Here is a 24,172-nt window from a genome sequence, read left to right on the forward strand (position 1 = left end):
GCGGGAATGACGAAAGGATGTATGTCCATTCAGCTCGCTTCCCGCCCCTCCAGCCACTCCGCCAGGGCGGCGAGGCAATCGCGCCCCAGCAAGGCCGAGCGTTCCGCGCTCCAGCCCTGGGCCGGGTCCGGCAGGTCGCGATTGTCCTTGAACGGCATTTCCAGCGTCATGGCGACGCAGCCGAAGCGTTCCGCCAGCTGGTTGGTCGACATGGTGAGATTGGCCTTGCCCGCGGGCGCCCGGGGATAGCCCAGCTCCGTCTGGAAATCGGCGGTGCGCCGCTTCAATATCCGCTGGTAGCGATAGAAGCCCTCGCCCTGCTCGTCCTGCCACGACGGAATGCCCTCGAAGCCGGCCAGGAAAACGGCGGGGATCGCCTCGTCCCCATGCACGTCCATCGCGAAATCGACCCCGGTTTCGTCCATCGCATCGCGGATCGCCAGCACTTCCGGCGAGCGTTCCGCGCTCGGCTCGTGCCATTCGCGGTTGAGGTTCACCCCCGCCGCATTGGTGCGCAGATGCCCCCGGCGCGAACCGTCCGGATTGCAATTGGGCACCAGATGCAGGCGGCATTTCCGGCGCAGCACCCGGCCGACGGGATTGGCCGGATCGGTCAGGCAATCGAGCGCCCCTTCCATCCACCATTCGGCCATGGTTTCCCCCGGATGCTGGCGGGCATAGAGCCAGACCTGCACCGTTCCTTCGCCCATTTCCAGGCAGTCGATCGGCTGGCCGTCCAGGCTGGTGCCGAGGCAGCGATGCGAAACGCCTGCACGCGTGGCGGCCTGGGCCACCAGATCGTGATGCCGTTCCATCGAATAGGGCGCGAAATAGGCGAACCACGCGATGTCACCCGCCGGCCGGTGCCGGATGGTCAGCGTGCCGCCGCTTTCGGCCTTGTCATAGGTGCAGTCCGCCTGCCCCCAATAGTCCCGATCTTCGGAAACCCGGGCGCGGTAGCCCGGCCAGCCCAGCGGATAGGCGGAATCGGCAAGCCCGGTGATCTTGAGTTCCAGTTCCCGGCCCGCCGCGCCGCTGACCCGGAAATGGAACCACTGGAAGAAGTCGGACTGGTTGTCCTTGCGGATGGCGAGGCTGGCCCGGGCGCCGCCGATGGACAGGATTTCGATATTGCCGCTGTCGAACGCGGCATGGATGGCGATGTCGCTCATTTGACTTCGATGGTCTCACCCGAATTGCCGGGGAAGCCGGAAAACAGGGCTTCCGCCATCTTCGCCGCGCCGAGCTGGGTTCCGGCCAGCGGCGAGGATGCCTTGACGGTGAAATTGGCCCGGCCTTCCCAGATCGTCCGCCCGCTCGCGCGGTCGCGGATCTGCACGCCCAGTTCGGTCGTCACCTGCTCCGGCGGCGGGCCGGACAGGTCGATGCCGATTCCCATGCCGACGCCCGAGCCGTATCCCCCGGTCGAGCCGCCGACGCCGACGCTGACCGGGCTGCCGTCCCGCCCCGGCCGGAAGGCGTTGCGTTGAACCCGCACCAGCGCCACCTGGCCGCCGCCGCCCGATGCGGTTTCGGTGTAGCCCAGCGCTTCGAGCTGGCGCGCGACCGCGGTCTGGTAGCTGCGCTGCTCCAGCGAGGCCGGGTCCATCCCCGCCGCCGGTTCCACCGCGATGGTGCCCTTGCCGAGCCGGTCCAGCATGGCCGCATCGTGGAATCGGTTGACTTCGACCGGGCCGACCGGGGCGACGCAGCCCGCGAGCATGGCCGGGGCCAGCAGTGTGACAAGGACGGAACGTTTCATGGCGGGCGACTCCTCTTCCCGCCTAAGGTGGAGCGCAAGCCGATGCGTTGCAAGCGCCGCCATGTCATTTACAAAACGGTCTTTCTTTGATGTTATCGGCTCCATCCATGATCCAGAAACTCCCCGTCCTCGTCACCGGTGGCGCCGGCTATATCGGCAGCCACGCGGTCCTCGCCCTTGCCGATGCCGGCTGGCCGGTCGCGGTCGTCGACAATCTGTCGACCGGCTTCCGCTTCGCCGTGCCCGAGGGGGTGCCGCTGTATGAAGGCGATATAGAGGATTCGGCCTTGCTGGCCCGCATCTTCGCGGAGCAGGGCATCGGGGCGATCATGCATTTCGCCGGGTCCATCATCGTGCCGGAATCGGTGGAGAACCCGCTCAAATATTATCACAACAACACCGCCAAGAGCCGCGCGCTGATCGAGGCGGCGGTGCGGGGCGGGGTAAGGCATGTCATCTTCAGCTCCACCGCCGCGACCTATGGCATCCCGGAAGTATCGCCGGTCAGCGAGGACAGCCCGAAGCAGCCGATCAATCCCTATGGCATGTCGAAGCTGATGACCGAGATCATGCTGGCCGACACGGCGAAGGCCCATGACCTGAATTTCTGCGCGCTGCGCTATTTCAACGTGGCCGGGGCCGATCCGCAGGCCCGCTCGGGCCAGTCCACCGCCGGGGCGACCCATCTGATAAAGGTCGCGGTGGAAGCGGCGCTGGGCAAGCGGGATAACGTCGCCGTGTTCGGCACCGATTACGACACGCCCGACGGCACCGGGGTGCGTGATTACATCCATGTCTCCGATCTGGCCGCCGCGCATGTGCTGGCGCTGGAGGCCCTGATCGCACAGCCCGGCCAGTCGCTCACCATGAATTGCGGCTATGGGCGCGGCTTCTCGGTGCTGGAGGTTCTCGATGCGGTGGACCGGGTGACGAATCGCAAGCTGGAGCGGGTGATGGGGCCGCGCCGCGCGGGCGATCCCGATTCGCTGATTTCGGACAACCGGCGGATCAGGCAGACCCTGCCGTGGCAGCCGCAACATGCCGATCTCGACCGGATCATCGGCCATGCGCTGGCCTGGGAACGGAAGCTGACGGAAATCCGGGCCGCCGAAGCACCGCTCTCCCCATGATATTGCCGGTTTTGCGGCGCCCCCTGGGCTTTCCGGTTGACTTCGCCGGGCCTCGCCCGTAACGGGCCGGGCTTGTTATTTCCGCTTCGGGAGTTTCCCCGTGGCTCAATGATCTGGACTGAAACGATGAAGATCCGCAACAGCCTCAAGTCGCTCAAGGACCGCCACCGGGACAACCGCGTGATTCGCCGCCGTGGCCGGACCTATGTGATCAACAAGACCAACCGCCGCTTCAAGGCGCGCCAGGGTTGAAGCCCGCCATGCCGCGATTCGTTCGCGGTGGCGATGAAGCACGAGGCCCCTGCGAAAGCGGGGGCTTTTGTTATGTCCGCTAGAGTGATTTCGAAGCAGGTGGAATCACTTGCCGACCCGGAAATCACGGAGAACAGGCAAATTCCGGTCGCGGTCGTCTTCGATGTCGGGCGGGTTCTGTTCGATTGGGACCTGCGCTGCCTTTACCGGCAGTTGATCGACGATCCGGCGCAAGTGGAATGGTTCGTGACCCATGTGGTCAGCGAGCGATGGCACCACCAGCATGACGAAGGCCGCGACTTGGAAGAGATGGTGGCGGAACGGATCGGGCAATTCCCCGATCACGCCCATCTGATCCAGGCCTATGCCACCCGCTTCAATGATACCATTCCCGGCCCGGTCGCGGGCACGGCCGTTCTGGTCGAGCGGCTGGCGGCAGCCGGCGTGCCCTTATTCGCCGTGACCAATTTCGCCGACCGCTTCTGGCGGGAATTCCGCCCGCTGCATTCGGTGTTCGATCATTTCCGCGACATCGTGGTGTCGGGCACGGAGAAGCTGGCCAAGCCCGATCCGGCGATCTTCCGCCTCGCCGAACGCCGCTTCGGCCATGCCCCGGGGGAATTGTTCTTCATCGACGACAATGCGGCCAATGTCGCGGCGGCCGGGAATTGCGGCTGGCAGGCATGGCAGTTCACGGATGCCGCCGCGCTGGAGCGGGAATTGATCGCGCGCGGATTGCTGGATTGACCGGCGGGCGGACCCGGCCGCGCGCCGAGTCTCATTGCCGTTCCGGCCGTCCGGCATTATCTGGCAGCAAGCCTGTGCGTTTGCGTTCGATCAATGACCGGACCGGCGCGAAGCTGCCTTTTGGCCGGAGCAACCGTGCCGGGGAGGATATTCGGTGATGAAAGCGAAATGGATGAAATTCACTGCCGCGCCCATGCTGGCCGCCTGTGCGTGCCTTTCCGCATCCGGCCCGGCCCTTGCGCAAAGTGAGGAAGAAGAAGCCGAAGCGCAGGAGATCGTGATTATCGCGCCAAGGCCGATCACGACCGAGACATCGGAGAACGTCCCGGGCGGGCGCAAGGAGGCGGTGATCTCGCTCAAGATGGTCGCGCAATATTCCGATCTCGACCTTGCCAAGCCGGACGATGCGGAGCGGCTGATGGTCCGCATCCATTCGGTCGCGCGCGACGCCTGCAAATATCTTGACCGGCTCTACCCCCTCGATCCCGACCCGGATTGCGAGAGAAGAGCAGTTGCGGATGCGAAGCCCCAGGTGGAGAAGGCGATCGCCGCCGCTGCCCGCTGACCGGCGCGATCACGCTCTCGGGGCCTGTCTCCGGTAACTCAGCGCTTCGGCCACATGAATCCGCGTGACCTGCGCGGAGCCGGCCAGATCGGCGATGGTGCGGGCCACGCGCAGGATGCGGGTGTAGCCGCGAGCCGATAGCCGCATCGCTTCCGCCGCCTGCATCAGCAACTGGCGGCCCGGCTCGTCCGGGGTGGCATGAATGTCCAGGGCATCGCCTGCCAGCTCCGCGTTGGAGCGCATCGCGGTGCCTTCCAGCCGCGCGGTCTGGATGGACCGGGCGGCTGCCACCCGCGCCGCCACTTCGGCGGAGCCTTCCGCCGGCGGAGGCAGGGCAAGATCGGCGGCGCTGACCGGCTCCACCTCCACATGCAGGTCGATCCGGTCGAGCAGCGGGCCGGATACCTTGCCCTGATAATCGGCGGCGCAGCGCGGCGCGCGGCTGCAGGCCAGCGCCGGATCGCCGAGATGGCCGCAGCGGCAGGGATTCATCGCGGCGACAAGCTGGACCCGGGCGGGATAGGTTACATGCGCATTGGCGCGGGCGACGCTGACTTCGCCGCTCTCCAGCGGCTGGCGCAGCGAATCCAGCACAGCCCGCTGGAACTCGGGCAGCTCGTCGAGGAAGAGGACGCCCAGATGGGCAAGGCTGACTTCGCCGGGCCGCACCCGCAAGCCGCCGCCGGTCAGCGCGGCCATCGAGGCGGAATGATGCGGCGCGCGATAGGGCCGGCTGCGGCTGATCCAGCCGTCATCGAGGTTGCCGGCCACCGAGGCGATCATGGACACTTCCAGCGCTTCGGAAGGGGTCAGTTCCGGCAGGATGCCCGGCAGGCAGCTTGCCAGCAGCGATTTGCCCGCGCCGGGCGGGCCGACCATCAGCAGATTGTGCCCGCCTGCCGCCGCGATTTCCAAGGCGCGCCTGGCGGTTTCCTGCCCCTTCACCTGCCGCAGGTCCGGCCCCGGCACTGTGGGCCGCACTTGCCCCGGTTGCGGCGCCGGCAGGCTCTGCGTGCCCTTGAGGTGATTGAGCAGCGAGACGAGGTTGGGCGCCGCGCAGACCGCGATCCCGCTGGCCCAGCACGCTTCCGCCCCTTGCGCCGAGGGGCAGATCAGCCCCTTCTCGGCCTCGCTGGCATGAATCGCCGCGAGCAATACGCCGGGCGAGGCGACGATCCGCCCATCCAGCGAAAGCTCGCCCACCGCGATCCAGTCGGTCAATTGCTCCGCATCGGTCACGCCCATGGCGGCCAGCAGGGCCAGCGCGATCGGCAAGTCGTAATGCGATCCTTCCTTGGGCAGGTCCGCCGGAGAGAGGTTGATGGTGATGCGCTTGGGCGGAAGGGCAAGCCCCATGGCCGCCAGCGCCGCCTGAACCCGTTCCCGGCTTTCCCCCACCGCCTTGTCCGGCAGGCCGACGATGGCGAAACGCGGCAGGCCCGCCGCGACCTGGCATTGCACTTCCACCGCGCGCGCTTCCAGCCCGAGATAGGCCACCGTTGAAACCAATGCGACCACGCTGCTCCCCAACCCCCTGATTCATCATGAAGATAGAGCTTCCGCCGGCGCTGTCGAGGGCGAGTTGGCCCGGATTGGAGCAAGGCGTTAACGCTTCCCGTTAGGGCGATGCCAACCGCATTGATTGGGGTTTGTGTTACGCGCGGCGGGCGACAATCGCATCATGCCACGGCTTGCGATTCCGAACCTCCGGCCTTTCCTGACGGCGATCATGGTGGCCATGCTGGCCGCCCTTGCCTCGCCGCTTCATGCGGAGATGGCGGCGGGGCGCGATGCCGCCGCCGGCGCCTCCCAGCGGCACGGGGTCGCCAGCTATGGCCCCTTCACGGTGCTCGATCCGCGCACGGCGATCCTGACGGCGGTGACGGACGAGGATTCGCCCGCCCAGTTTGCCGCCATGCTTCGGGATTTCCCGGCGCTTTCCACGCTGGCGCTGGTGGAATGTCCGGGCACCTATGACGATCGCGCCAATCTCCAGTTGGGCCGCATGATCCGGGCGGCTGGGCTCGCCATTCATGTGCCTGCGGGCGGATCGGTGCGATCCGGAGCGGTCGAGCTGGTGTTTGCGGGCACCGCGCTGCGGATCGACGATGGCGCGGAATTCGCGGTTCATGCCTGGGCCGACGAGGATGGACTGGAAGCCAGCGACTATCCCGCCGATGCGCAGGAAAACTCCAAATATCTTGCCTATTACCGGGAGATGGGCATGGCTCCGCAGCGAGCCGAGGCATTCTATGCCATGACCAATTCGGTGCCGTTCGAGCGGGCGCGCTGGTTCGGCGCCGCCGAAATGCGGCAATGGGTGATCGAAGGGCGCGCGGATTATGCGATGGAACGCAAGCCGGAACAGCCTGTATCAGGCGAAGCCGCGCTTGCGCATCTTGACTCGGAGCCCGTGCTCCATTAACCGCGCCCACCGATGGCGGTCGCCCGCGTGGCGGCCCTTTTTGTTCGCGCTGTCCTTGCTCTTGGCGGGGCCGGTGCAGGAAATTTACTAGAGGTAAGCGATGAAGCGCACTTTCCAGCCCAGCAATCTCGTGCGCAAGCGGCGTCACGGTTTCCGCGCGCGTATGGCCACTGTCGGCGGCCGCAAGGTGCTTCGCGCCCGCCGTGCGCGCGGCCGCGGCAAGCTGTCCGCCTGAGGATTTTGAAAGCGTCGAAGCGGGTGGCGTGAACACGCCGCCCTCGCGCTTGGTTCCGGCCTTTTTCTGCTTCCAGCGCTTTCGTGGTCGATATGATCCGGGCGCCGGGAGCAGGAAAGGGCCGGTTCCGCTTCCGGGACGGAAGCATTTCCTTTAACGACACACCATGTCGCCGCAACTCACCACGCTGACGCGCCGCGCCGATTTCCTGGCGGCCAACAAGGGGCTGCGGGTGGCGCGTCCGGGATTCGTGCTGCTGGTGCGGCCCAATGACGGGCATGGCAGCCGCTTCGGCATCACCGTCACCAAGCGAATCGGCAATGCGGTGGTCCGCAACCGGATGAAGCGGCGTTTCCGCGCCTTGCTGCGGGATGCGCTGCCACGGGAAGGGCTGGCCGATCACGATCATGTGCTGATCGGGCGCGAGGGCGGGGTGGAGCGTGACTTCGCCAAGCTGCGCGAGGAATTGTCGGCCGCGCTGGCCCGCGCGACGGCGGGTAAGGGCGATCCGCCGCGCAAGCCCGGCGGCGGGCGCAGGCGGCCGCGCCGGTGAAGCGGGTTCTCATCCTCATCGCGCGGGCCTGGCAGCTTGGCCCCTCGCGCATTCTGCCGCCCACCTGCCGCTATGCTCCGTCCTGCTCCGAATATGCGATCCAGGCGATCGAGAAGCATGGTGCGATTAAGGGTGGCTGGCTTGCCCTCAAGCGTCTATTGCGCTGCCACCCCTGGGGGGGGCACGGTTACGACCCGGTGCCTTGACGGCCGGGAGAGCGACGAGACTCGGATAGGGATCCCAAGTGAGCAATCAGCGCAATATCGTGGTGGCAGTGGTGCTGTCAGGGCTTCTGCTGCTGGGCTGGGACTTTGCCATGCGCTGGTTCTACCCCCAGCCGGCTCAGCCTGTCCGGACCGAGCAGGTGGAGGCCAGCCAGGCTTCCGGCACTGCGGCAGGGCAGGCCAAGCACACGCGTGAAGGCGGGCTGACCGATGCAGCCGATATTGCGGAAGAGGAGCGCGACCTTGCCACCGAGCTGAAATCGCCCGCCCGTGTGCCGATAACGGCGCCCGGCCTGTCCGGCTCGATCAACCTGACCGGCGCGATGATCGACGATCTCACCATCACGCGCCACCGCGCCCATGTCGAAAAGGACAGCGGCCCGGCGAGGCTGTTCTCCCCGGCCGGGACGCCCGCCCAATATTTCGCCCAGTTCGGCTGGGCGGGCGCGGGCGAAGGGGTGGATCTGCCCGGCCGCGCCACCCGCTGGCAGGTCGAGGGCGACCGGCTGACGCCGAAAACCCCGGTGACGCTGGTCTGGGCCAATGGCGCCGGCCAGACCTTCTCGATCCGCTATGCGATCGACGACAATTACATGATTACGGCCACCCAGAGCGTGACCAATCGCGGGGCCTCGCCCATCGTCCTGCGGCCGGTTGCGCAGCTCAACCGGACCGAGCGGACCGCGAGCGCGGATACCTGGAATGTCCATTCCGGCCCGTTCGGCGCATTCGACCAGGCCGTGTCGTTCAGCCCGAATTACAAGGACGTCGCGCAAGCGGGCAAGATCGACAATGCCGGCAGCGTGAACTGGCTCGGCTTTACCGACATCTACTGGATGACGGCCCTGATCCCCACCCCGGGCAGCGCCGCATCCAGCGATTTCCGCGCCCTGGGCAAGGGCATCTATCTGGCGGACCTGTTCTATCAGCCGGTCACGGTTCCGGCCGGTAAGGTCGTGACCCGCACCACGCAGCTTTTCGCGGGCGCCAAGGAAAGCCGGGTGCTGGACGCTTATGAAAATGCCGGCGTCGCCAAATTCGGCCTTGCGATCGACTGGGGCTGGTTCCGCTGGTTCGAGCGGCCGATCTTCCTGCTGCTGGACAAGCTGTTCAGCCTGACCGGCAATTTCGGCGTGGCGATCATCCTGCTCACCCTCATCATCCGCGGCCTGATGTTCCCCATCGCCCAGCGGCAATTCGCCAGCATGGCGGCGATGCGGGCGCTGCAGCCCAAGCTCAAGGCGCTGCAGGAACGCTACAAGGACGACAAGCCCAAGCTCCAGCAGGAAACGATGGCCCTCTACAAGAAGGAGAAGGTCAATCCGCTGGCGGGCTGCCTGCCGCTCATCATCCAGATCCCGATCTTCTTCGCTCTCTACAAGACCCTGATCCTGACCATCGAAATGCGCCACCAGCCCTTCGTGCTGTGGATCAAGGATCTGTCGGCGCCCGATCCGGCCAAGATCCTCAACCTGTTCGGCCTGCTGCCGTTCGATCCGCCCAGCTTCCTCGGCATCGGCATTCTGGCGCTGTTGCTGGGCATCACCATGTGGCTCCAGTTCCGCCTCAATCCGGCGGCGCTGGACCCGGTCCAGCAGCAAATGTTCGCGATCATGCCCTGGGTGCTGATGTTCGTGATGGCCCCGTTCGCGGCCGGCCTGCTGATCTACTGGAACACCTCCAACATCCTGACCATCGCCCAGCAATGGTATCTCTATCGCCAGCACCCGCAGTTGAAGGAACAGGCGGAGAAGGACAGGGTGGATGCGGCGCGAAAGAGGGAGCGCGACAAGGCCGGGGCCTGACGCGACAGGGATGGACCAGTCTGACGAGGATCTTGCCGAACGCGCCCGCCGCCTGTTTTCCGGGCGTGTGGAGTTCCTCAAGTCCGCGCCCGCGCTCAAGTTCCTGCCCGATCCGGATTTCCCGGAGATCGCCTTTTGCGGCCGTTCCAATGTGGGCAAAAGCTCGCTGCTCAATGCCTTGACCGGGCGCCGGGCCATTGCCCGCACATCGGTGACGCCGGGGCGGACGCAGGAGCTGAATTTCTTCGAAGTGGGCGAGCCTACGCAGTTCCGCCTGGTGGACATGCCCGGCTACGGCTTCGCGAAGGCCCCCCCGAAGGTCGTGGAGGCATGGCGGCGGCTGGTGCGCGATTTCCTGCGCGGGCGGGTGCCGCTGAAACGCACTCTCCTGCTCGTCGACGCCCGCCATGGCATCAAGCCGGTGGATGCGGACATGATGCAGATGCTGGATGAGGCGGCGGTGGGCTATCGCATCGTCCTCACCAAGGCGGACAAGGTCAAGGAAAGCGAATTGGGCAAGGTTCTGGCCGAAACCCAGGCCGAGGCGCGCAAGCACCCGGCGGCCTTTCCGGTCATCCATGTCACTTCGTCGGAAGTGAAGCGGGGCATAGAGGAACTGCGCGCCGCGGTGCTGGCGGACGCCGAGATCTGATCCGCCCCGGCTGATTCCCCAGCACGATCAAACGCATTGGAACCGCGCCGGATGCCGGATCGAAAACCCGCCACCGGGCGTTGATCCGGTGTGCGGGCGCTGATGCTCGTTCAAGACAGGAGATGATCGATGGGCGAACTCACCGACAAGATCAAAGGCAATGTCAACGAAGCGATCGGCAAGGTGAAGCAGCAGAGCGGCAATCCCGCGACCCGGCAGGAAGGGCGGGACCAGGAATTGAAGGGCAAGGCCCAGCAACTCAAGGGCGAAGTCAAGGGCAAGCTGGGCGACAACATCTGAATACGGCTCAGACTCGTTCCGGTTCTGGTTAACCGGAACGAGTTTGGAATTTGCCCGTTTTACGTGATTCCCGGATCAGGCGGCCGAGGCAGTCTCGTAGGCCTGCGCTTCGGCCGCGATCAGAATATCGGCGAGCATCCAGTAGGCCTCGCCCCAAGCGGCGAGCACTTCGTCCGTGGCCAGGTCCTCGCCCAGCACTTCGCGAATGGCGGGAAGCAGGGCCTCGGCGACATGCGGGTAATGCTCCGGCTTCACGCCGGTTTCGATATGGCGGCTCACCATGCGCTGCACGGCGGAACCGAGGTTCTGCAATTTGTCGATGTTCTTGGCATAGGCAAGGATCGCGCCCGCCAGCCTGCGGGGTTGCTCGCCGCTTTCCTGCGCGGCCCGGTCGAACATCGCCTCGATTTCAGGATTCCTGAAGAGCCGGGCATACATGGCCGTGGTGATCGCCAGCCCATGCTTTTCGATGGCGGGAGCGGTGGCCTTGACGATCTGCATTGCCTCGGCGGAAATGGTGCGCATATCTGAACCTTCTAAATGTTGTATTTAAAATGCCGGTATTAATTATGCCTGATTTGCGCAAGTGCTTTTTTCGCACGGAAGGTTGAATGCAATTCACCGGATGCTCCGCTTTCGGCTGAGGCGCCCCGGAGCCGATTGCCTTGCCTGATCGTTGTCGGCAGCAGGGCGGGAAACCCTGTTCATTCTCGACAGCGCAACGCTGAATGCGTAGGGCAGGGGCGTGACAAGACGGGGCGATTGATGAAGCTGATTATCGGCAACAAGAATTATTCCAGCTGGTCCCTGCGGGGCTGGCTCGCAGCCAAGCAATCCGGCCTGTCCTTCGAGGAGATCACGGTGAACATCTCCGGCGAGGACTGGGAGGAGGCCAAGCGGGAATGGGGCGACATCCAGCCCTCATCCGGCAAGGTGCCGATCCTGTGGGATGGCGATGTGGTGATCTGGGACAGCCTGGCGATCATCGAATATCTCGCCGACAAGGTGGGGCGCGATCGCTTCTGGCCCAAGGATGAGGCCGCGCGGGGCATGGCGCGATCCATGGTGGCCGAGATGCATTCGTCCTACCTGCCGTTGCGCCGGGAAATGCCGATGAATGTCCGCCGCCGCTTCGAAGGCCTCGAGATCAGCGATGAGGCGCGGGTCAACATCGTGCGCATTCTCAGCCTGTGGGCGGAAGCGCGAGCGCGGTTTGGCGGGGGCGGCCCGTTCCTGTTCGGCACCTTCAGCGCGGCCGACATCATCTATGCCCCGATCGTCAGCCGCTTCCTGAGCTACGGCGTCGGCGTTCCCGGCTTCGCGCAGGCCTATATGCAGGCGATGTGGGAGCATGAATGGATGCAGGCCTGGATCAAGGCGGCCGAGGACGAGGAATGGGTCATCGAGCAATGGGAGCAGCCGCAGCGGGCATGACGGATTTGCGTGACACAGCGGAACTGGCCGAGGCGCTGATCGCCTGCCCCAGCGTGACCCCGGCTGCGGGGCTGGTGTTCGATTGCCTGGAACGGATGCTCGCTCCTCTCGGCTTTGCGGTGCATCGGTTCGATGCGGGGGAACCGCCGGACGGGCCGGTGGAGAATTTGTTCGCCATCCGGGCCGGGCCGCAAGGCAAGCCGCATTTCGCCTTTGCCGGGCATGTCGATGTGGTCCCGCCGGGCGAGGGCTGGACCAGCGCGCCATTCGCGCCGGAGCGGCGAGGGGAGCTGCTCTACGGGCGCGGCGCGGTCGACATGAAGGGCGCGATCGCCGCGATGATCGCGGCCGTGCGGGATATTCCGGCCGACGCGGGCACCATCAGCTTCATCGTCACCGGGGACGAGGAGGGCGCCGCTCGCTATGGCACCATCGCCCTGATGGAACGGATGCGCGAACTGGGATCTATCCCCGACCTCTGCCTTGTCGGCGAACCCACCAGCGTCAACCGGCTGGGCGACATGATGAAGATCGGGCGGCGCGGTTCGGTCAATATCTGGCTCGAAGTGCCGGGCGTGCAAGGCCACGTCGCCTATCCCCATCTGGCGGACAATCCCTGCCCCAGGCTGGTGGCGCTGCTGGCCGAACTCGATGCGCTGGTGCTGGATGAGGGGACGGACTGGTTCCAGCCTTCCAATCTCGAGATCACGGAGATCGTGGTCGGCAATCCGGCCGGCAACGTCATCCCGGCCAAGGCCAGCGCCCGCATTTCCATCCGCTTCAACGATCTGCATACCGGGGCGGGGCTGGTGGAGATGATCGGCGCGATCGCCGCCCGGCACGGCGGGACGGCGAAGGGAACGATCTCGGGCGAGCCTTTCCTGACCAGGCCCGGCGATTTCTCCAAGCTGATCGCCGAGGCGGTGGAGGCGGAAACCGGCGTCGTGCCCGAAGCCTCGACCAGCGGCGGCACGTCCGATGCCCGCTTCCTCAAGGATTTCTGCCCGGTCATCGAATTCGGCCTGTGCAACGCCACCATGCACAAGCGGGACGAGGCGGTGGCCTTGCCCGATCTGGAGATGCTGGCGCGGATCTACCGGCGGATCACCGAACGGGCGCTGGCGGGCGGATGAGGATGGCGGCCTGAGATGAGCACAGGATGAGCACAGGATGAGCGGCGAAGCGGCGGAAATCGCGCGGGAAGCTGCCCCGGCCGGCCACGGCAGGCTGCAATGGGGCATTTTCGCGGGGTTTCTGCTTGGCTTGGTTGCGGGCCTGCTGGCCTATACATTCGCGCGCGACGCGGCCTGGGTCGGCGCCGTCATCACCTATGTGACCAATCCGCTCGGCCAGATATTCCTGCGGCTGCTGTTCATGCTGGTGATTCCGCTGCTGTTCTCCGCGCTGGTGGTGGGCATCGCCGAAATGGGCGAGATCCGCACGCTCAAGGCGGTGGGCATCCGCACGCTGGTCTATACGGTGGCGGTTTCCTCGATTGCGGTGGCGGTCAGCCTGGCGGTGGTGAATATCGCCCGCCCCGGCGCCGGGGTCGATCCGGTCGCCGCCCGCGAATTGCTGGCACAGGGCGGAGAAGGCGCGGCGGGAATCATCGAACGGACGGCCGAGGCCAAGACCGGGGTGGACGCGGTGGTCGGCATCGTGCCGTCCAACATCGTCGGCGCGATGAGCGACAACGACATCCTCGCGGTGATGTTCTTCGCGCTGTTCTTCGGGATCGGCCTGCTGCTGGTGCGGACCCAGCGCACCCGGACGCTGAAGGATGCGGTGGAGGGCGTGTTCGAGGTTTCGATGCGGCTGATCGGCATCGTCATCCTGCTCGCGCCCTTCGCGATCTTCTGCTTCATGTTCAACCTCGCCGCGCAGTTCGGCTGGGACCTGCTGTTCAAGCTGGCCGCCTATGTCGGAGTGGTGCTGCTGGCGCTGGCCATCCAGATGTTCGGCGTGTTTCCCGCGCTGCTGGCGTTCCTCGCCCGGAAGAACCCCGTCGCCTTCTTCCGCGAAACCCGCGAGGCCAGCCTGATGGCCTTCTCCACGGCGTCCTCGAACGCCACCTTGCCGACGGCGCTGCGCGTGGCCGAGACGGAGCTGAAGCTGCCGCCGCGCATCTCGCGCTTCGTGCTGACCATCGGCGCCACCGCCAACCAGAACGGCACGGCGATGTTCGAAGGGGTGACGGTGCTGTTCCTGGCGCAGTTCTTCGGCGTGGACCTGTCGCTGGCCGACCAGCTGTTCGTCATGCTGGTGTGCATCCTGGCGGGGATCGGCACGGCTGGCGTGCCGGCCGGCTCGCTGCCGGTGATCGCGCTGATCCTCGGCGGGGTCGGCGTTCCGCCCGAGGGGATCGGCCTGATCCTCGGCGTCGACCGCTTCCTCGACATGTGCCGCACCACGCTCAACGTGATCGGCGATCTGGTCGCGGCGACCGTGATCTCGGCGAGGAGCGGGAAGAGCTAGCCCGCCTTCTTCTCCAGTTCCACCGGCACGAAGCTGCCCAGTCCGCAACCGGCGCCGCGCTGGTAATCGCCGCCGATCCGGCGCAGCACGTAGATGATGTCCGTGTTGCAGAGCTGGCTGAGCGAAGTCTCGTAGGTGAAGGCCTGCTCGCTGCCCAGCCCGGGGCAGCTGTGGGGCAGGATGTTGCGATAGGTCTTGCTGCCCGTGTTGAAGTCGATGGTGTAATTGTCATGCACCCGGCTTCCGCGGATCTGCGAAATCGGAATGCAACTTTGCGCATCGCCGACCACGGTTGCGGCGGGGACGCGGCTTGGCCGGTTGGCGCTGTCGACTTCGCCGCTGCAGGCGGTGAGGCTCAAGGCGGCGATGGGGGCAAGCAAAAGCGCTCTTTTCATCATCTCGCTCTCCATTCGGGGGCGAGTCGTGAAAATCCGCCTGCCCCTCGTTTCATCCTACTCCCTTTCCGGGGGGAGGTTCCAATCTCTTTTCGCGGAACCCGCATTGCGCCACCACCAGGCAGCGCCAGCATTCCGGGGTGCGGGCCTTGCAGGTATAACGGCCCAGCAGGATCAGCCAGTGATGGGCGTGCTGGCGAAAGGGCTGCGGCACCCGCTTCTCCAGCAGCGCCTCGACCTTATCCGGGGTCTTGCCCGGGGCCAGGCCGGTGCGGTTGCAGACCCGGAACACATGCGTGTCGACAGCGAATGTCTCCTCGCCGAAGGCGCAGTTCATCACCACATTGGCGGTCTTGCGGCCGACCCCCGGCAAGGTGACGAGCGCGTCCCGATCCGCAGGAACTTCCCCGCCATGGTGGGCGATCAATTGCTCCGACAGGGCGATGACATTCTTCGCCTTGGAATTGAACAGGCCGATGGTCTTGATGTATTGCTTCAGGTCTTCCTCGCCCAATTCCACCATTTGCCGGGGCGTCTGGACCCTGGCGAACAGCGCCCTGGTCGCCTTGTTGACCCCGGCGTCGGTCGCCTGGGCGGAGAGCACGACGGCGACCAGCAATTGATAGATATTGCCGAATTCCAGCTCGGTTTCCGGCGAGGGATTGTCCTCGGCCAGAATCCGGAAAAATTCGAAGATGGCGTCCTTCTTCAAGGCTGGAGCCGGTCAGAGACCGAGCACCTGGGGCATGGTGTAGCGCCCCGCCGGCCTGCCGATCAGCCATTGCGCGCCCTTCACCGCCCCGCGCGCGAAGATCAGGCGGTTCTCGGCCAGATGGGAAAGCGTCAGTCGCTCGTTATCGGCCAGGAAATGCACGCTGTGGTCGCCCGCGACCGAGCCGCCGCGCAGCGAGGCGAAGCCGATCGCGCCGGCTTGGCGGGCGCCGGTGATCCCGTCGCGCCCGCGCTCGCTATGGTCCGCGAGGCTGATCCCGCGCCCGCCCGCGGCCGCCTCGCCCAGCAGCAGGGCCGTGCCGGAAGGCGCATCCACCTTCATCCGGTGGTGAGTCTCGACGATCTCGATATCCCACTCATCGCCGAGGCGGCTGGCCGCCTCGCGCACCAGATGGGCCAGCAGCGTGACGCCGAGCGAAGTGTTGCCCGTTTGCAGGATCGGGATCGATTGCGCGGCATTATCGACCAGCCAGTGGTGCCGTTCTTCGAGGCCGGTGGTGCCGACGAGGATCGGAATGTGGGCGGCGACAGCGGCATCGAGATTGGCTTCCAGCGCGTGGGGCGAGGAGAAATCGACCAGCGCGTCGCTTGCCTGCGCCAGCGCGGCCGTATCGCCGCCCTTGTCTATGCCGCCGGACAGTTCCTCGCCCGCCGCGGCCACTGCCTCGGCCAGAGCCTTCCCCATCCGTCCTTCACTGCCGATGATACCGATACGCGCCATTGCCATTCCCCTTGATGGCGTGCTTCATGGCCGCGATGAGCAATATCCGCAATATCGTGATACTGACCGGGGCCGGGATCAGCGCGGAAAGCGGGATCGACACCTTTCGCGGGGCGGGCGGATTGTGGGAGAATCACCGGGTCGAGGATGTCGCCACTCCCGAGGCGTTCGCCCGCGATCCGGAACTGGTCCTGCGCTTCTATGACATGCGGCGCGAGGCGATTCAGCAGAAGCGGCCCAATGCCGCACATGAAGCGCTGGCCCGGCTGGACCGGGAATGGGGCGGGGATCTGCTGATCGTGACCCAGAATGTCGACGACCTGCACGAACGGGCGGGCGCGCGCCGCGTGCTGCATATGCATGGGGAGCATCTCAACGCCTGGTGCCTGGCTTGCGACAGCCGCTCGCCCTGGCGCGGGCCGCTGGTCGATCGCCCCGAATGCCCTGCCTGCGGCGAGCGCGCGCTGCGCCCGGACATCGTCTGGTTCGGCGAAATGCCCTATCGCATGGACGAGATCTACGATGCGCTGCGCGAGGCGGATCTGTTCGTTTCCATCGGCACGTCCGGCGCGGTCTATCCCGCCGCCGGATTCGTCCGCGACGCCCGCGAGCTTGGCCTGAGGACGCTGGAACTCAATCTCGAGCCGAGCCAGGGCTCGGCCTGGTTCCACGAAAGCAGGCTGGGCGCGGCGACCGAGATCGTGCCGCATTGGGTGGACGAAATCCTATCCGGCTGAACATGCGCGGCACGCCGGGTCCTTCGCGATCCGGAGCGTGCGCATGCCGGGCTGCAGCCCGTCGAGCAGGTGCAGGCGGCCCCATTGGGGATCGCCCAGCGTGCTGACGCCGGCCAGCAGCACCCGGATGGTATGCAGCGCGGCAAAGCTGCCGACCCAGCCCGCCATCGCGCCCAGCATCCCGTCTTCCGCGCAGCTGTCGCAATCGTCGGTGTCGAAGGCGTCGCCGACATAGCAGCGATAGCAGGGCTGGCCGGGCAAATGGCCGGCATAGGCCGCGACCTGGCCCTGGAAGCGGCCCACCGCCGCGCTGATGAGCGGAATGCCAGCGGCCACGCAGGCATCGGATACGGCGAGCCGCGTCGCGAAATTGTCGCAGCCGTCCAGCACCGCATCGGCATCCGCGAGGATTCGCGCGGCATTGCCGGGGCCGATTCTCTCGATGACGGGCGTGCAGGCGAGCGAGGGGTCGAAACCGGCGATCCATTCGGCCGCCGCTTCCGCCTTGAGCCGCCCGACATCGCTGCTGGCGAAAACGGTCTGCCGCTGCAGGTTTGACGGTTCGACGCGATCGTCGTCGATCACGGTCAGGCGGCCGATCCCCGCCCCTGCCAGATATTGCAGCGCCGGGCTGCCGATCCCCCCCGCGCCTACCAGCACGGCATGGGCGCGGGACAAGGCCACTTGCCCGGCCCCGCCGATCTCCGGGATCACGATATGGCGGGCAAAGCGTTCGACGCGGTCGGGGGAAAGCATGCCCGTTCTCTAGAGTGATTTCGAAGCAAGTGGAATCACTTGCTGACTCGGAAATCACGGAAAACAGGTAAATTCCAGGCTCGTTCCAGTTCAACCAGAACCGGAACAAGTCTGGCCTTGCCACCGCCTGTGTAAAAGCCTGTACATCACGCCGGGACAAACCCGGCATGATCGGTTGGCTGAAAGAGGGCGGGCTGTGGAGAAGCGATCAGCTTTCCAGCTGCCGCAGTAGGCTGCGCACATCGCCGTCCATATCGGCATCGCGCTTGCGCAAATCTTCGATCAGGCGGACCGCGTGGATCACGGTCGAATGATCGCGTCCGCCGAACTTCCGGCCGATTTCCGGATAGCTGCGCGGAGTGAGCACCTTGGCGAGATACATCGCCACCTGCCGGGGGCGGACGACGGCGCGGGCGCGCCGCTTGCTGGACATTTCCGCGCGATCCACCCGGTAGAACTGGCAAACGGTGCGCTGGATCTCGTCGATGGTGATCCGGCGGCGATTGGCCGAAAGAATATCGGTCAGCTGCTCCTCGGCCAGCTGCAGGGAAACTTCCTGCCCGGTCAGCTGGGCATAGGCGATCAGCTTGTTGAGGCCGCCGATCAGCTCGCGGACATTGCGATTGATCGTGCGCGCCAGGAATTCGATGACATCGGAGGGCACTTCGAGCGGGGCGAACCTGCCCAGCTTGCTTTCCAGGATGGAACGGCGCAGCTCGATGTCGGCGGGCTGGATATCCGCGACCAGGCCCATCGAAAGGCGGGAGAGCAGGCGTTGTTCCACGCCGTCCAGCGCTTGCGGGGCGCGATCGGCGGCGAAGACCAGGCGCTTGCCCTCGGCCAGCAGCGCGTCGATCGTGTAGAGCAGCTCTTCCTGCGCGCTGGCCTTGCCGATGATGAACTGGATGTCGTCCACCAGCAGCAGGTCGAAGCCGCGCAGCCGGGCCTTGAACTCGATCATCTGGTTCTGGCGCAGGGCCTGGACGAATTCGACCATGAACCGCTCGGCCGAGCAGTAGAAGATCCGGGCCCGGGGATGATTGGAAAGATAGGAATGGCCGATCGCATGCAGCAGGTGGGTCTTGCCCTGGCCGGTCGACGCCTTGAGATAGAGCGGCGAGAATTGCGGCGTTTCCAGCTTCGCCATGCGCTCGGCCGCGTTGAAGGCCAGCACGTTCGACTTGCCGGTGATGAAGGCCTGGAAGGTCAGCGAGGGGTCGAGGCCGACCGAGGAGGTGAAGCCTTGCGCGCCGATCGTATCGGCCGCCAGCGCGATCGCGCTGGCTTCCGTCCCGTCATTGGCGGGATGGCGGCCCATGTCCATGCCCCCGTCGCCCCGCAGCCGCAGCTCCTGCATCTGACGGCGCCCGGGGTGCACGGCGATTCGGACATGCTTCACTTCCGAGCGGGCGATCTTCCACGCCAGCGAAAGCCGGTCGGCGAAGCGATCCGCCACCCAGTTGGCCGAAAATTCCGTCGGCAGGAACAGATCGAGTGTGCCGGTTTCATTACAGAAGGTGCCGAGCTGGATCGGCTTGATCCATTGGCTGTGCAATTGGTGCCCGAGATCCTTGCGCAAGCCCTGGCTGATGTCCGCCCAATCGGCGGCCAGATTTACGGCTTCCTGGTCTTCCACCTTGTTACCTTCCGCCGCCTTGCGCCGCTCGACCGTCACTCGATCCCCTTTGGAGCCTGTCCTCGCCATTCGATATTAAGCCCCCATCCTTATTCAGCCACCCTCGGTCACCGCACGTCGTCCGAATTCGGGCACACCGGACCACCCTGGAAACCGTGAGGCTTCCAGCCCAGACAACCCGATTCAATCCTGTGGACACCCTGACTAGCCGTCCCGGGTGCAGAAGGATTTATGAAGTACTTTTCCATCGGAGCAAGACCTGCCCCGAAAAAAAACTGAAATAATTCGGTTGACTCGCGGCAAGGGCAGGAATTGCATATAACCCGTTATTTAAATTCGCTTTTCCACATCGACCCTAGCGAATCGCGGTAATTCCTCATGTTGCAAAGAGAAGTCGCTTTTATGTCTCGCGGATGCAGGAGAACGCTTTGCAAACGCGAACAGGGCCGACGCTTTGCAGCGCCGGCCCCGTTCCTATTTGGTTCCTGCCCGCGAGGGGCAAAAGATGCGAATCAGAGAGCGGCGACGCGCTTGCTGAGGCGGGACATCTTGCGCGCGACCGTATTCTTGTGGAGCACGCCCCGGGCGACGCCACGGGCGAGTTCCGGCTGGGCGGCATGAAGCGCTTCCTGAGCGGCGGCCTTGTCGCCACCGGCGATCGCGGTTTCCACCTTCTTCACGAAGCTGCGGATGCGGCTGATGCGGGCGCCATTGATTTCTGCGCGGCGGTCGTTGCGGCGGATGCGCTTGCGGGCTTGCGGCGTATTGGCCATGTCTGTCCTTCACCTGCGCCGCTTGCGCGCGGCGCGCTGTCTCACGAAAAAGTCTGCAAAACGGCGGAGTCCGGCCATGCCGCCCCGCATCGAAGCGCGGCCCTTAGCCAGCGCCTCCCGAATCGTCAAGTTCCGTGTCGAATCCGCGCGTCCTGCCCGCGCGCGCCCGGCCCTACCGCTGGCAGCGGCGGCACCACCAGGTGCTCCGCCCGCCCTGGGCGAAGCGTTCCACCACGCCTCCGCAGGGGCAGGGCTGTCCTTCCCGGCCATAGACCCGCCAGTCCTTCGCGAAATAGCCCAGTTCGCCATCGGGCTGCGCATAGTCGCGAATGGTGGAGCCGCCCGCCGCGATCGCCTCGGCCAGCACCGCCTTGATGGCGGGCACCAGCCGCTTCAGCGCGGGCCGGCTTGCCCAGCGGCCCGGCTTGTCGGGCCTGATCCCGGCGCGGTTGAGCGCTTCACAGACATAGATATTGCCCAGCCCGGCCACGATCCGCTGGTCCAGCAGCAGCAGCTTGATGGCGGATTCGCGGCCCGCCAGCGCGCGGTGCAGATAGACGGCGGTGAATTCCTCCCCCAGCGGTTCCGGCCCCAGCGCGGCGAATGGCTGGAAGCTGTCGAGCGCCGCCGTGTCGACCAGATCGACCGAGCCGAACCGGCGGGGGTCGTTCAAGGCCAGCAGATGGCCGGATGCCGTTTCGAGCAGCAAATGATCGTGCTTGTCCAGTTGTTCGGGATCGACCCGCCAGCGCCCGCTCATCCCGAGGTGGAAGATCGCCGTGCTGTCCCGGTCGGTGTGGATCAGGCCGTATTTCGCGCGCCGGCCCAGGCCGGTGACGGTCGCCCCGGTCAGCGCCTGGACCAGCCCGGGCGGAAAGGGGCGGCGCAGGTCGGGGCGATTGACGCGCACGCTCGCCAGCCGCTCGCCGGCCAGGATGCGCGAGAGACCCCGGACTGTGGTTTCGACTTCTGGCAGCTCTGGCATGGGTGCCTCCTATCCCGGGGTGGGAGCGGTGTCATCATGCGTCTGCGCGCGGTCGGTGCCGTTCTGTCCCGTTCAGGCCCCTTTATGGTTCATCAAGCTAGAGCTTTGCCCGGCGCGCAATTGCCCCTAAAGCGCCCTCATGACCGACAGTGTTTCCTTCGGCTACGAAGAGGTTAGCCCCCAGGAAAAGACCGCCCGGGTGGGCGAGGTCTTCTCCAGCGTTGCCCGCAAATACGACATCATGAACGATGCGATGTCGGGCGGGATGCATCGGCTCTGGAAGGACCGTTTCGTGCGCCGGGTGAAGCCCCGGCCGGGTGAGCAGATCCTCGATATGGCGGGCGGGACCGGCGATATCGCCTTTCGCCTGGCGGCGCGCGGGGCCATCGTGACGGTGGCGGACATCAATCAGGACATGCTGGACGTGGGCATCGAACGCGCGGTGGATCGCGGGCTCGACAGCCTTGTCTGGTCCCGCCAGAACGCGGAGAAACTGTCGTTCCCGGACCGTTTCTTCGATGCCTATACCATCGCCTTTGGCATCAGGAACGTCACCCATATCGAACAGGCGCTGGCCGAGGCCTTCCGCGTTCTGCGCCATGGCGGCCGCTTCTTCTGCCTGGAGTTTTCGACCACCGAATGGCCGGGCTTCAAGGAAGCCTACGACCTCTATTCGCATCGGCTGGTGCCCCGCATCGGCCAGGCGATCGCGGGGGATGCGGATTCCTACCGCTATCTGATAGAATCCATCCGGCGCTTTCCGACCATGCCGCAATTCGAGGCGATGATCGCGCGGGCCGGCTTCGGGCGGACCCGTGTCGAGCCGATCATGGGCGGGCTGGTGGCGATTCATTCGGGCTGGAAGATTTGAGGAAGTGACAGGTCCGGCCATGCATATCCTGCGCCTTCTGAAATGGGGGCGCACGCTCGCCAGGCACGGGGCGCTGCGCGGGATAGAGCGCGATCCCAATACCCCGCCGCAGGTCCGCCGGCTGGCGCGGATCGCCCGGCTTGGGACGTTCCAGCCCGCCGTTCCGGATTATGCCGGCGCGTTCCAGGATATCGGCCCGGCGGCGATCAAGCTGGGCCAGACATTGGCGACAAGGCCCGATCTGGTGGGTGACGAAGCCGCCCAGAACCTGCTTTCATTGCAGGACAGCCTGCCGCCGGTGCCGTTCGCGGCAATCCGGCAGGAAATCGAACGCAGCTTCGGGCGCCCGCTGGAGGATATGTTCCTCTCGATCGATCCGGACCCGGTCGGCGCCGCTTCGATCGCGCAGGTCCATCGCGCCGTCACCAGCGAGGGCAGGGACGTGGCCGTGAAGGTGCTGCGGCCCGGCATAAGGGAACGGTTCGCCCGCGACATCACCACCTATGAATGGGCGGCCGCGCATCTCGAGGCGCTGGGCGGAGAAGCGCAACGGCTGCGGCCCCGCCTCACCATCGCGAATTTCAAGCGCTGGACCAACCGGGAACTAGACCTGCGCCGGGAAGCGGCATCGGCCAGCGAACTGGCCGGGGCGATGCAGGGGTTCGAGGGATATGCCATTCCTTCGATCGACTGGGATCGCACCAATGGCCGGGTGATGACGATCGAATGGATCGACGGCATCAAGATCAGCGATACGGAAGCGCTGAAGGCGGCGGGGCATGACCTGCCCATATTGGCGAGCCGCCTTGTCCTGGCCTTCCTGACCCAGGCGATCAGCGCCGGTTTCTTCCATGCCGACATGCATCAGGGCAATCTGTTCGTGCGCCCCGACGGCACGATCGTGGCCATCGATTTCGGCATCATGGGCCGGATCGACAAGCGCGCGCGGCAATGGCTGGCGGAAATCCTCTATGGCCTCACCACGGGCGATTACCGGCGCGTCGCGGAAATCCACTTCGAAGCGCAATATGTGCCGGCCTATCATTCGGTCGACGAATTCGCGACCGCGTTGCGCGCGGTGGGGGAACCGATGCGCGGCAAGCCGGTCAGCGAATTGTCGGTCGGCCAGATGCTGGACGGGCTGTTCGCCATCACCCGCGATTTCGACATGCAGACCCAGCCCCATCTGCTGTTGCTGCAGAAGACCATGGTGATGGTGGAGGGCATCGCGACCCAGCTCGATCCCCGGATCAATATGTGGGACGTGTCCGCCCCCTATGTGCGGGCATGGATTCGTGACGAGCTTGGCCCGGAGGCGGCGCTTGCCGATCGCCTGCGCGAAGACACCCGGACCCTGCTGCGGATTCCCGATCTCATCCGTCGTCTGGAGGAGAAGTTCCCGCCCCGGGGCGGCGCGCCCGATCCCCCCCCCTTGCCGCATGTTCCGCTGATGTGGGAATCGCGCGCGCGCAAGGGCGCGGCCTGGGCAGGCTATCTGCTTTCGGCACTGGCAGGCGCGGGGGCTGCCGCGCTGGCCGGCCATATGGGATGGCTTTGAGATCCGTCCGCCTGCCGCAGGCAGGATGAAGCCTATTCCCCAACGTCCTGCACGCGGTGATGCGGCAGCAGGTTGCGGGCGACCATCAGCAGGATGAAAATCGCCGCTTCGACCAGGATCGGGCGATAGAATCCCAGGAAGGCGCCGTCTGTCGCCGCGCTGACGAGCCTGCCGATGATCGCCAGCCCCATCATGATCGCGGGAACCAGCAGAATATCCCCGCTGCGCTTCCAGGCGCCCCACATCATGCAGATTCCGGCGATGGCGAAGAAGGACAGCAGATCGGCGCGCAATGTCGCGCTGCCGAGAGGATTCGCGGCGGCAAGGCCGAGGGTGGCGGCGGTTTCAACCGGTTGCAGCAGGAAGCCCAGGCCGAACAGGATGAAGAACAATCCGCTGGCAAAAATCAACGCGGTCAGCACAAGTCGCATGGTGAGAACCCCTCCTGG

Annotated in this window: 29 protein-coding genes; 17 read left to right on the top strand and 12 right to left on the bottom strand. The window is 65.6% G+C overall.

Features of this window, described 5'->3' with window-relative positions; genetic code table 11:
* Positions 1 to 29: 29 nt before the first annotated feature.
* Entirely contained in the window at positions 30 to 1,172 is a 1,143-nt protein-coding gene (locus tag U8326_RS16050; RefSeq protein ID WP_324741526.1) for a M14 family metallopeptidase, read from the bottom strand.
* Positions 1,169 to 1,762: a DUF4136 domain-containing protein gene (locus tag U8326_RS16055; RefSeq protein ID WP_324741527.1), complete on the bottom strand. Its 594-nt coding sequence runs from the start codon at positions 1,760 to 1,762 to the stop codon at positions 1,169 to 1,171. Before U8326_RS16055 ends, U8326_RS16050 begins: the two co-directional genes overlap by 4 nt.
* A 107-nt stretch (positions 1,763 to 1,869) precedes the next feature.
* On the opposite strand from U8326_RS16055, the gene galE reads away from it, so the two are divergent.
* The 4 genes from galE to U8326_RS16075 all read left to right on the top strand — a co-directional run bounded on the left by galE (position 1,870) and on the right by U8326_RS16075 (position 4,456).
* Entirely contained in the window at positions 1,870 to 2,892 is a 1,023-nt protein-coding gene (gene galE / locus U8326_RS16060) for a UDP-glucose 4-epimerase GalE (protein WP_324741528.1), read from the top strand.
* A 126-nt stretch (positions 2,893 to 3,018) separates the two neighbouring features.
* Complete coding sequence (gene ykgO / locus U8326_RS16065) at positions 3,019 to 3,144, top strand: type B 50S ribosomal protein L36 (protein ID WP_003046794.1); 126 nt, start codon at positions 3,019 to 3,021, stop codon at positions 3,142 to 3,144.
* Positions 3,145 to 3,285: 141 nt separating this feature from the next.
* Positions 3,286 to 3,891 (top strand): HAD-IA family hydrolase, encoded by a 606-nt coding sequence (locus U8326_RS16070; RefSeq protein WP_324743644.1) that lies wholly within the window; start codon positions 3,286 to 3,288, stop codon positions 3,889 to 3,891.
* A 157-nt stretch (positions 3,892 to 4,048) separates the two neighbouring features.
* A complete protein-coding gene (locus U8326_RS16075) occupies positions 4,049 to 4,456 on the top strand; it encodes a UrcA family protein (protein WP_324741530.1) in 408 nt (135 codons plus the stop codon).
* Between the two features lie 9 nt (positions 4,457 to 4,465).
* On the opposite strand, the gene U8326_RS16080 is transcribed toward U8326_RS16075, so the two are convergent.
* The gene (locus tag U8326_RS16080; protein ID WP_324741531.1) at positions 4,466 to 5,974 is read right to left on the bottom strand and encodes a YifB family Mg chelatase-like AAA ATPase; all 1,509 of its coding nucleotides are present in this window, start codon (positions 5,972 to 5,974) and stop codon (positions 4,466 to 4,468) included.
* Positions 5,975 to 6,185: 211 nt separating this feature from the next.
* Here U8326_RS16080 and U8326_RS16085 point away from each other — a divergent pair, with 211 nt between their 5' ends.
* The 7 genes from U8326_RS16085 (at position 6,186) to U8326_RS16115 (ending at position 10,650) form a co-directional block, all read left to right on the top strand.
* Positions 6,186 to 6,881: an alpha/beta hydrolase gene (locus U8326_RS16085; protein ID WP_324741532.1), complete on the top strand. Its 696-nt coding sequence runs from the start codon at positions 6,186 to 6,188 to the stop codon at positions 6,879 to 6,881.
* 100 nt (positions 6,882 to 6,981) lie between these two features.
* Positions 6,982 to 7,116, top strand: coding sequence for a 50S ribosomal protein L34 (gene rpmH, locus U8326_RS16090; protein WP_324741533.1), 135 nt, complete (start codon positions 6,982 to 6,984; stop codon positions 7,114 to 7,116).
* A 166-nt stretch (positions 7,117 to 7,282) separates the two neighbouring features.
* Positions 7,283 to 7,669 carry a ribonuclease P protein component gene (gene rnpA, locus U8326_RS16095; protein WP_324741534.1) on the top strand — a complete coding sequence of 129 codons (387 nt, stop codon included), beginning with the start codon at positions 7,283 to 7,285 and terminating at the stop codon, positions 7,667 to 7,669.
* Positions 7,666 to 7,875 (top strand): membrane protein insertion efficiency factor YidD, encoded by a 210-nt coding sequence (gene yidD, locus U8326_RS16100; RefSeq protein WP_324741535.1) that lies wholly within the window; start codon positions 7,666 to 7,668, stop codon positions 7,873 to 7,875. The genes rnpA and yidD overlap by 4 nt, the downstream gene beginning before the upstream one ends.
* Positions 7,876 to 7,913: 38 nt before the next feature.
* Positions 7,914 to 9,698, top strand: a complete 1,785-nt coding sequence (gene yidC, locus U8326_RS16105; RefSeq protein ID WP_324741536.1) for a membrane protein insertase YidC — start codon at positions 7,914 to 7,916, stop codon at positions 9,696 to 9,698.
* A 10-nt stretch (positions 9,699 to 9,708) separates the two neighbouring features.
* Entirely contained in the window at positions 9,709 to 10,350 is a 642-nt protein-coding gene (gene yihA / locus U8326_RS16110) for a ribosome biogenesis GTP-binding protein YihA/YsxC (protein ID WP_324741537.1), read from the top strand.
* Positions 10,351 to 10,479: 129 nt separating this feature from the next.
* Positions 10,480 to 10,650 (top strand): CsbD family protein, encoded by a 171-nt coding sequence (locus U8326_RS16115; protein WP_324741538.1) that lies wholly within the window; start codon positions 10,480 to 10,482, stop codon positions 10,648 to 10,650.
* 75 nt (positions 10,651 to 10,725) lie between these two features.
* Here the strand turns inward: U8326_RS16115 and U8326_RS16120 are convergent, their stop codons facing one another.
* Positions 10,726 to 11,175: a globin domain-containing protein gene (locus U8326_RS16120; RefSeq protein WP_324741539.1), complete on the bottom strand. Its 450-nt coding sequence runs from the start codon at positions 11,173 to 11,175 to the stop codon at positions 10,726 to 10,728.
* 240 nt (positions 11,176 to 11,415) lie between these two features.
* Here U8326_RS16120 and U8326_RS16125 point away from each other — a divergent pair, with 240 nt between their 5' ends.
* The 3 genes from U8326_RS16125 to U8326_RS16135 are packed head-to-tail and all read left to right on the top strand — an operon-like array spanning position 11,416 to position 14,559.
* Positions 11,416 to 12,084: a glutathione S-transferase family protein gene (locus U8326_RS16125; protein WP_324741540.1), complete on the top strand. Its 669-nt coding sequence runs from the start codon at positions 11,416 to 11,418 to the stop codon at positions 12,082 to 12,084.
* A complete protein-coding gene (gene dapE / locus U8326_RS16130; protein ID WP_324741541.1) occupies positions 12,081 to 13,217 on the top strand; it encodes a succinyl-diaminopimelate desuccinylase in 1,137 nt (378 codons plus the stop codon). Before U8326_RS16125 ends, dapE begins: the two co-directional genes overlap by 4 nt.
* Positions 13,218 to 13,254: 37 nt before the next feature.
* On the top strand, positions 13,255 to 14,559 hold the full coding sequence (locus U8326_RS16135; protein ID WP_324741542.1) for a dicarboxylate/amino acid:cation symporter: 1,305 nt from the start codon (positions 13,255 to 13,257) through the stop codon (positions 14,557 to 14,559).
* On the opposite strand, the gene U8326_RS16140 is transcribed toward U8326_RS16135, so the two are convergent.
* From U8326_RS16140 to dapB, 3 genes are read right to left on the bottom strand one after another with little or no spacing between them, the layout of a single operon-like run.
* Positions 14,556 to 14,957: a hypothetical protein gene (locus U8326_RS16140; protein WP_324741543.1), complete on the bottom strand. Its 402-nt coding sequence runs from the start codon at positions 14,955 to 14,957 to the stop codon at positions 14,556 to 14,558. The genes U8326_RS16135 and U8326_RS16140 overlap by 4 nt on opposite strands.
* Before the next feature lie 49 nt (positions 14,958 to 15,006).
* The gene (gene nth / locus U8326_RS16145) at positions 15,007 to 15,666 is read right to left on the bottom strand and encodes an endonuclease III (protein WP_324741544.1); all 660 of its coding nucleotides are present in this window, start codon (positions 15,664 to 15,666) and stop codon (positions 15,007 to 15,009) included.
* Between the two features lie 12 nt (positions 15,667 to 15,678).
* Positions 15,679 to 16,407, bottom strand: a complete 729-nt coding sequence (gene dapB / locus U8326_RS16150; protein WP_324741546.1) for a 4-hydroxy-tetrahydrodipicolinate reductase — start codon at positions 16,405 to 16,407, stop codon at positions 15,679 to 15,681.
* 35 nt (positions 16,408 to 16,442) lie between these two features.
* On the opposite strand from dapB, the gene U8326_RS16155 reads away from it, so the two are divergent.
* Positions 16,443 to 17,144, top strand: a complete 702-nt coding sequence (locus U8326_RS16155) for an NAD-dependent deacylase (RefSeq protein WP_324741547.1) — start codon at positions 16,443 to 16,445, stop codon at positions 17,142 to 17,144.
* Here U8326_RS16155 and U8326_RS16160 read toward each other — a convergent pair.
* The 4 genes from U8326_RS16160 to mutM all read right to left on the bottom strand — a co-directional run bounded on the left by U8326_RS16160 (position 17,133) and on the right by mutM (position 21,294).
* Positions 17,133 to 17,900, bottom strand: coding sequence for a HesA/MoeB/ThiF family protein (locus U8326_RS16160; RefSeq protein ID WP_324741548.1), 768 nt, complete (start codon positions 17,898 to 17,900; stop codon positions 17,133 to 17,135). The two genes, U8326_RS16155 and U8326_RS16160, sit on opposite strands and share 12 nt — an antisense overlap.
* 208 nt (positions 17,901 to 18,108) lie before the next feature.
* The gene (dnaA, locus tag U8326_RS16165; RefSeq protein ID WP_324741549.1) at positions 18,109 to 19,605 is read right to left on the bottom strand and encodes a chromosomal replication initiator protein DnaA; all 1,497 of its coding nucleotides are present in this window, start codon (positions 19,603 to 19,605) and stop codon (positions 18,109 to 18,111) included.
* 443 nt (positions 19,606 to 20,048) lie between these two features.
* On the bottom strand, positions 20,049 to 20,309 hold the full coding sequence (gene rpsT / locus U8326_RS16170; RefSeq protein ID WP_324741550.1) for a 30S ribosomal protein S20: 261 nt from the start codon (positions 20,307 to 20,309) through the stop codon (positions 20,049 to 20,051).
* A gap of 172 nt (positions 20,310 to 20,481) precedes the next feature.
* Positions 20,482 to 21,294: a bifunctional DNA-formamidopyrimidine glycosylase/DNA-(apurinic or apyrimidinic site) lyase gene (gene mutM, locus U8326_RS16175; protein ID WP_324741551.1), complete on the bottom strand. Its 813-nt coding sequence runs from the start codon at positions 21,292 to 21,294 to the stop codon at positions 20,482 to 20,484.
* A 139-nt stretch (positions 21,295 to 21,433) separates the two neighbouring features.
* Here mutM and U8326_RS16180 point away from each other — a divergent pair, with 139 nt between their 5' ends.
* Together U8326_RS16180 and ubiB are read left to right on the top strand one after the other, a co-directional pair.
* Positions 21,434 to 22,165, top strand: a complete 732-nt coding sequence (locus U8326_RS16180) for a class I SAM-dependent methyltransferase (RefSeq protein WP_324741552.1) — start codon at positions 21,434 to 21,436, stop codon at positions 22,163 to 22,165.
* A gap of 19 nt (positions 22,166 to 22,184) precedes the next feature.
* A complete protein-coding gene (gene ubiB, locus U8326_RS16185) occupies positions 22,185 to 23,723 on the top strand; it encodes a 2-polyprenylphenol 6-hydroxylase (protein WP_416385495.1) in 1,539 nt (512 codons plus the stop codon).
* Positions 23,724 to 23,755: 32 nt separating this feature from the next.
* Here the strand turns inward: ubiB and U8326_RS16190 are convergent, their stop codons facing one another.
* On the bottom strand, positions 23,756 to 24,154 hold the full coding sequence (locus tag U8326_RS16190; RefSeq protein WP_324741554.1) for a DUF4345 family protein: 399 nt from the start codon (positions 24,152 to 24,154) through the stop codon (positions 23,756 to 23,758).
* Positions 24,155 to 24,172 lie beyond the last annotated feature (18 nt).

This window comes from Tsuneonella sp. CC-YZS046, assembly GCF_035581365.1.
In the GTDB taxonomy this organism is placed as follows: Bacteria; Pseudomonadota; Alphaproteobacteria; order Sphingomonadales; family Sphingomonadaceae; genus JAWKXU01.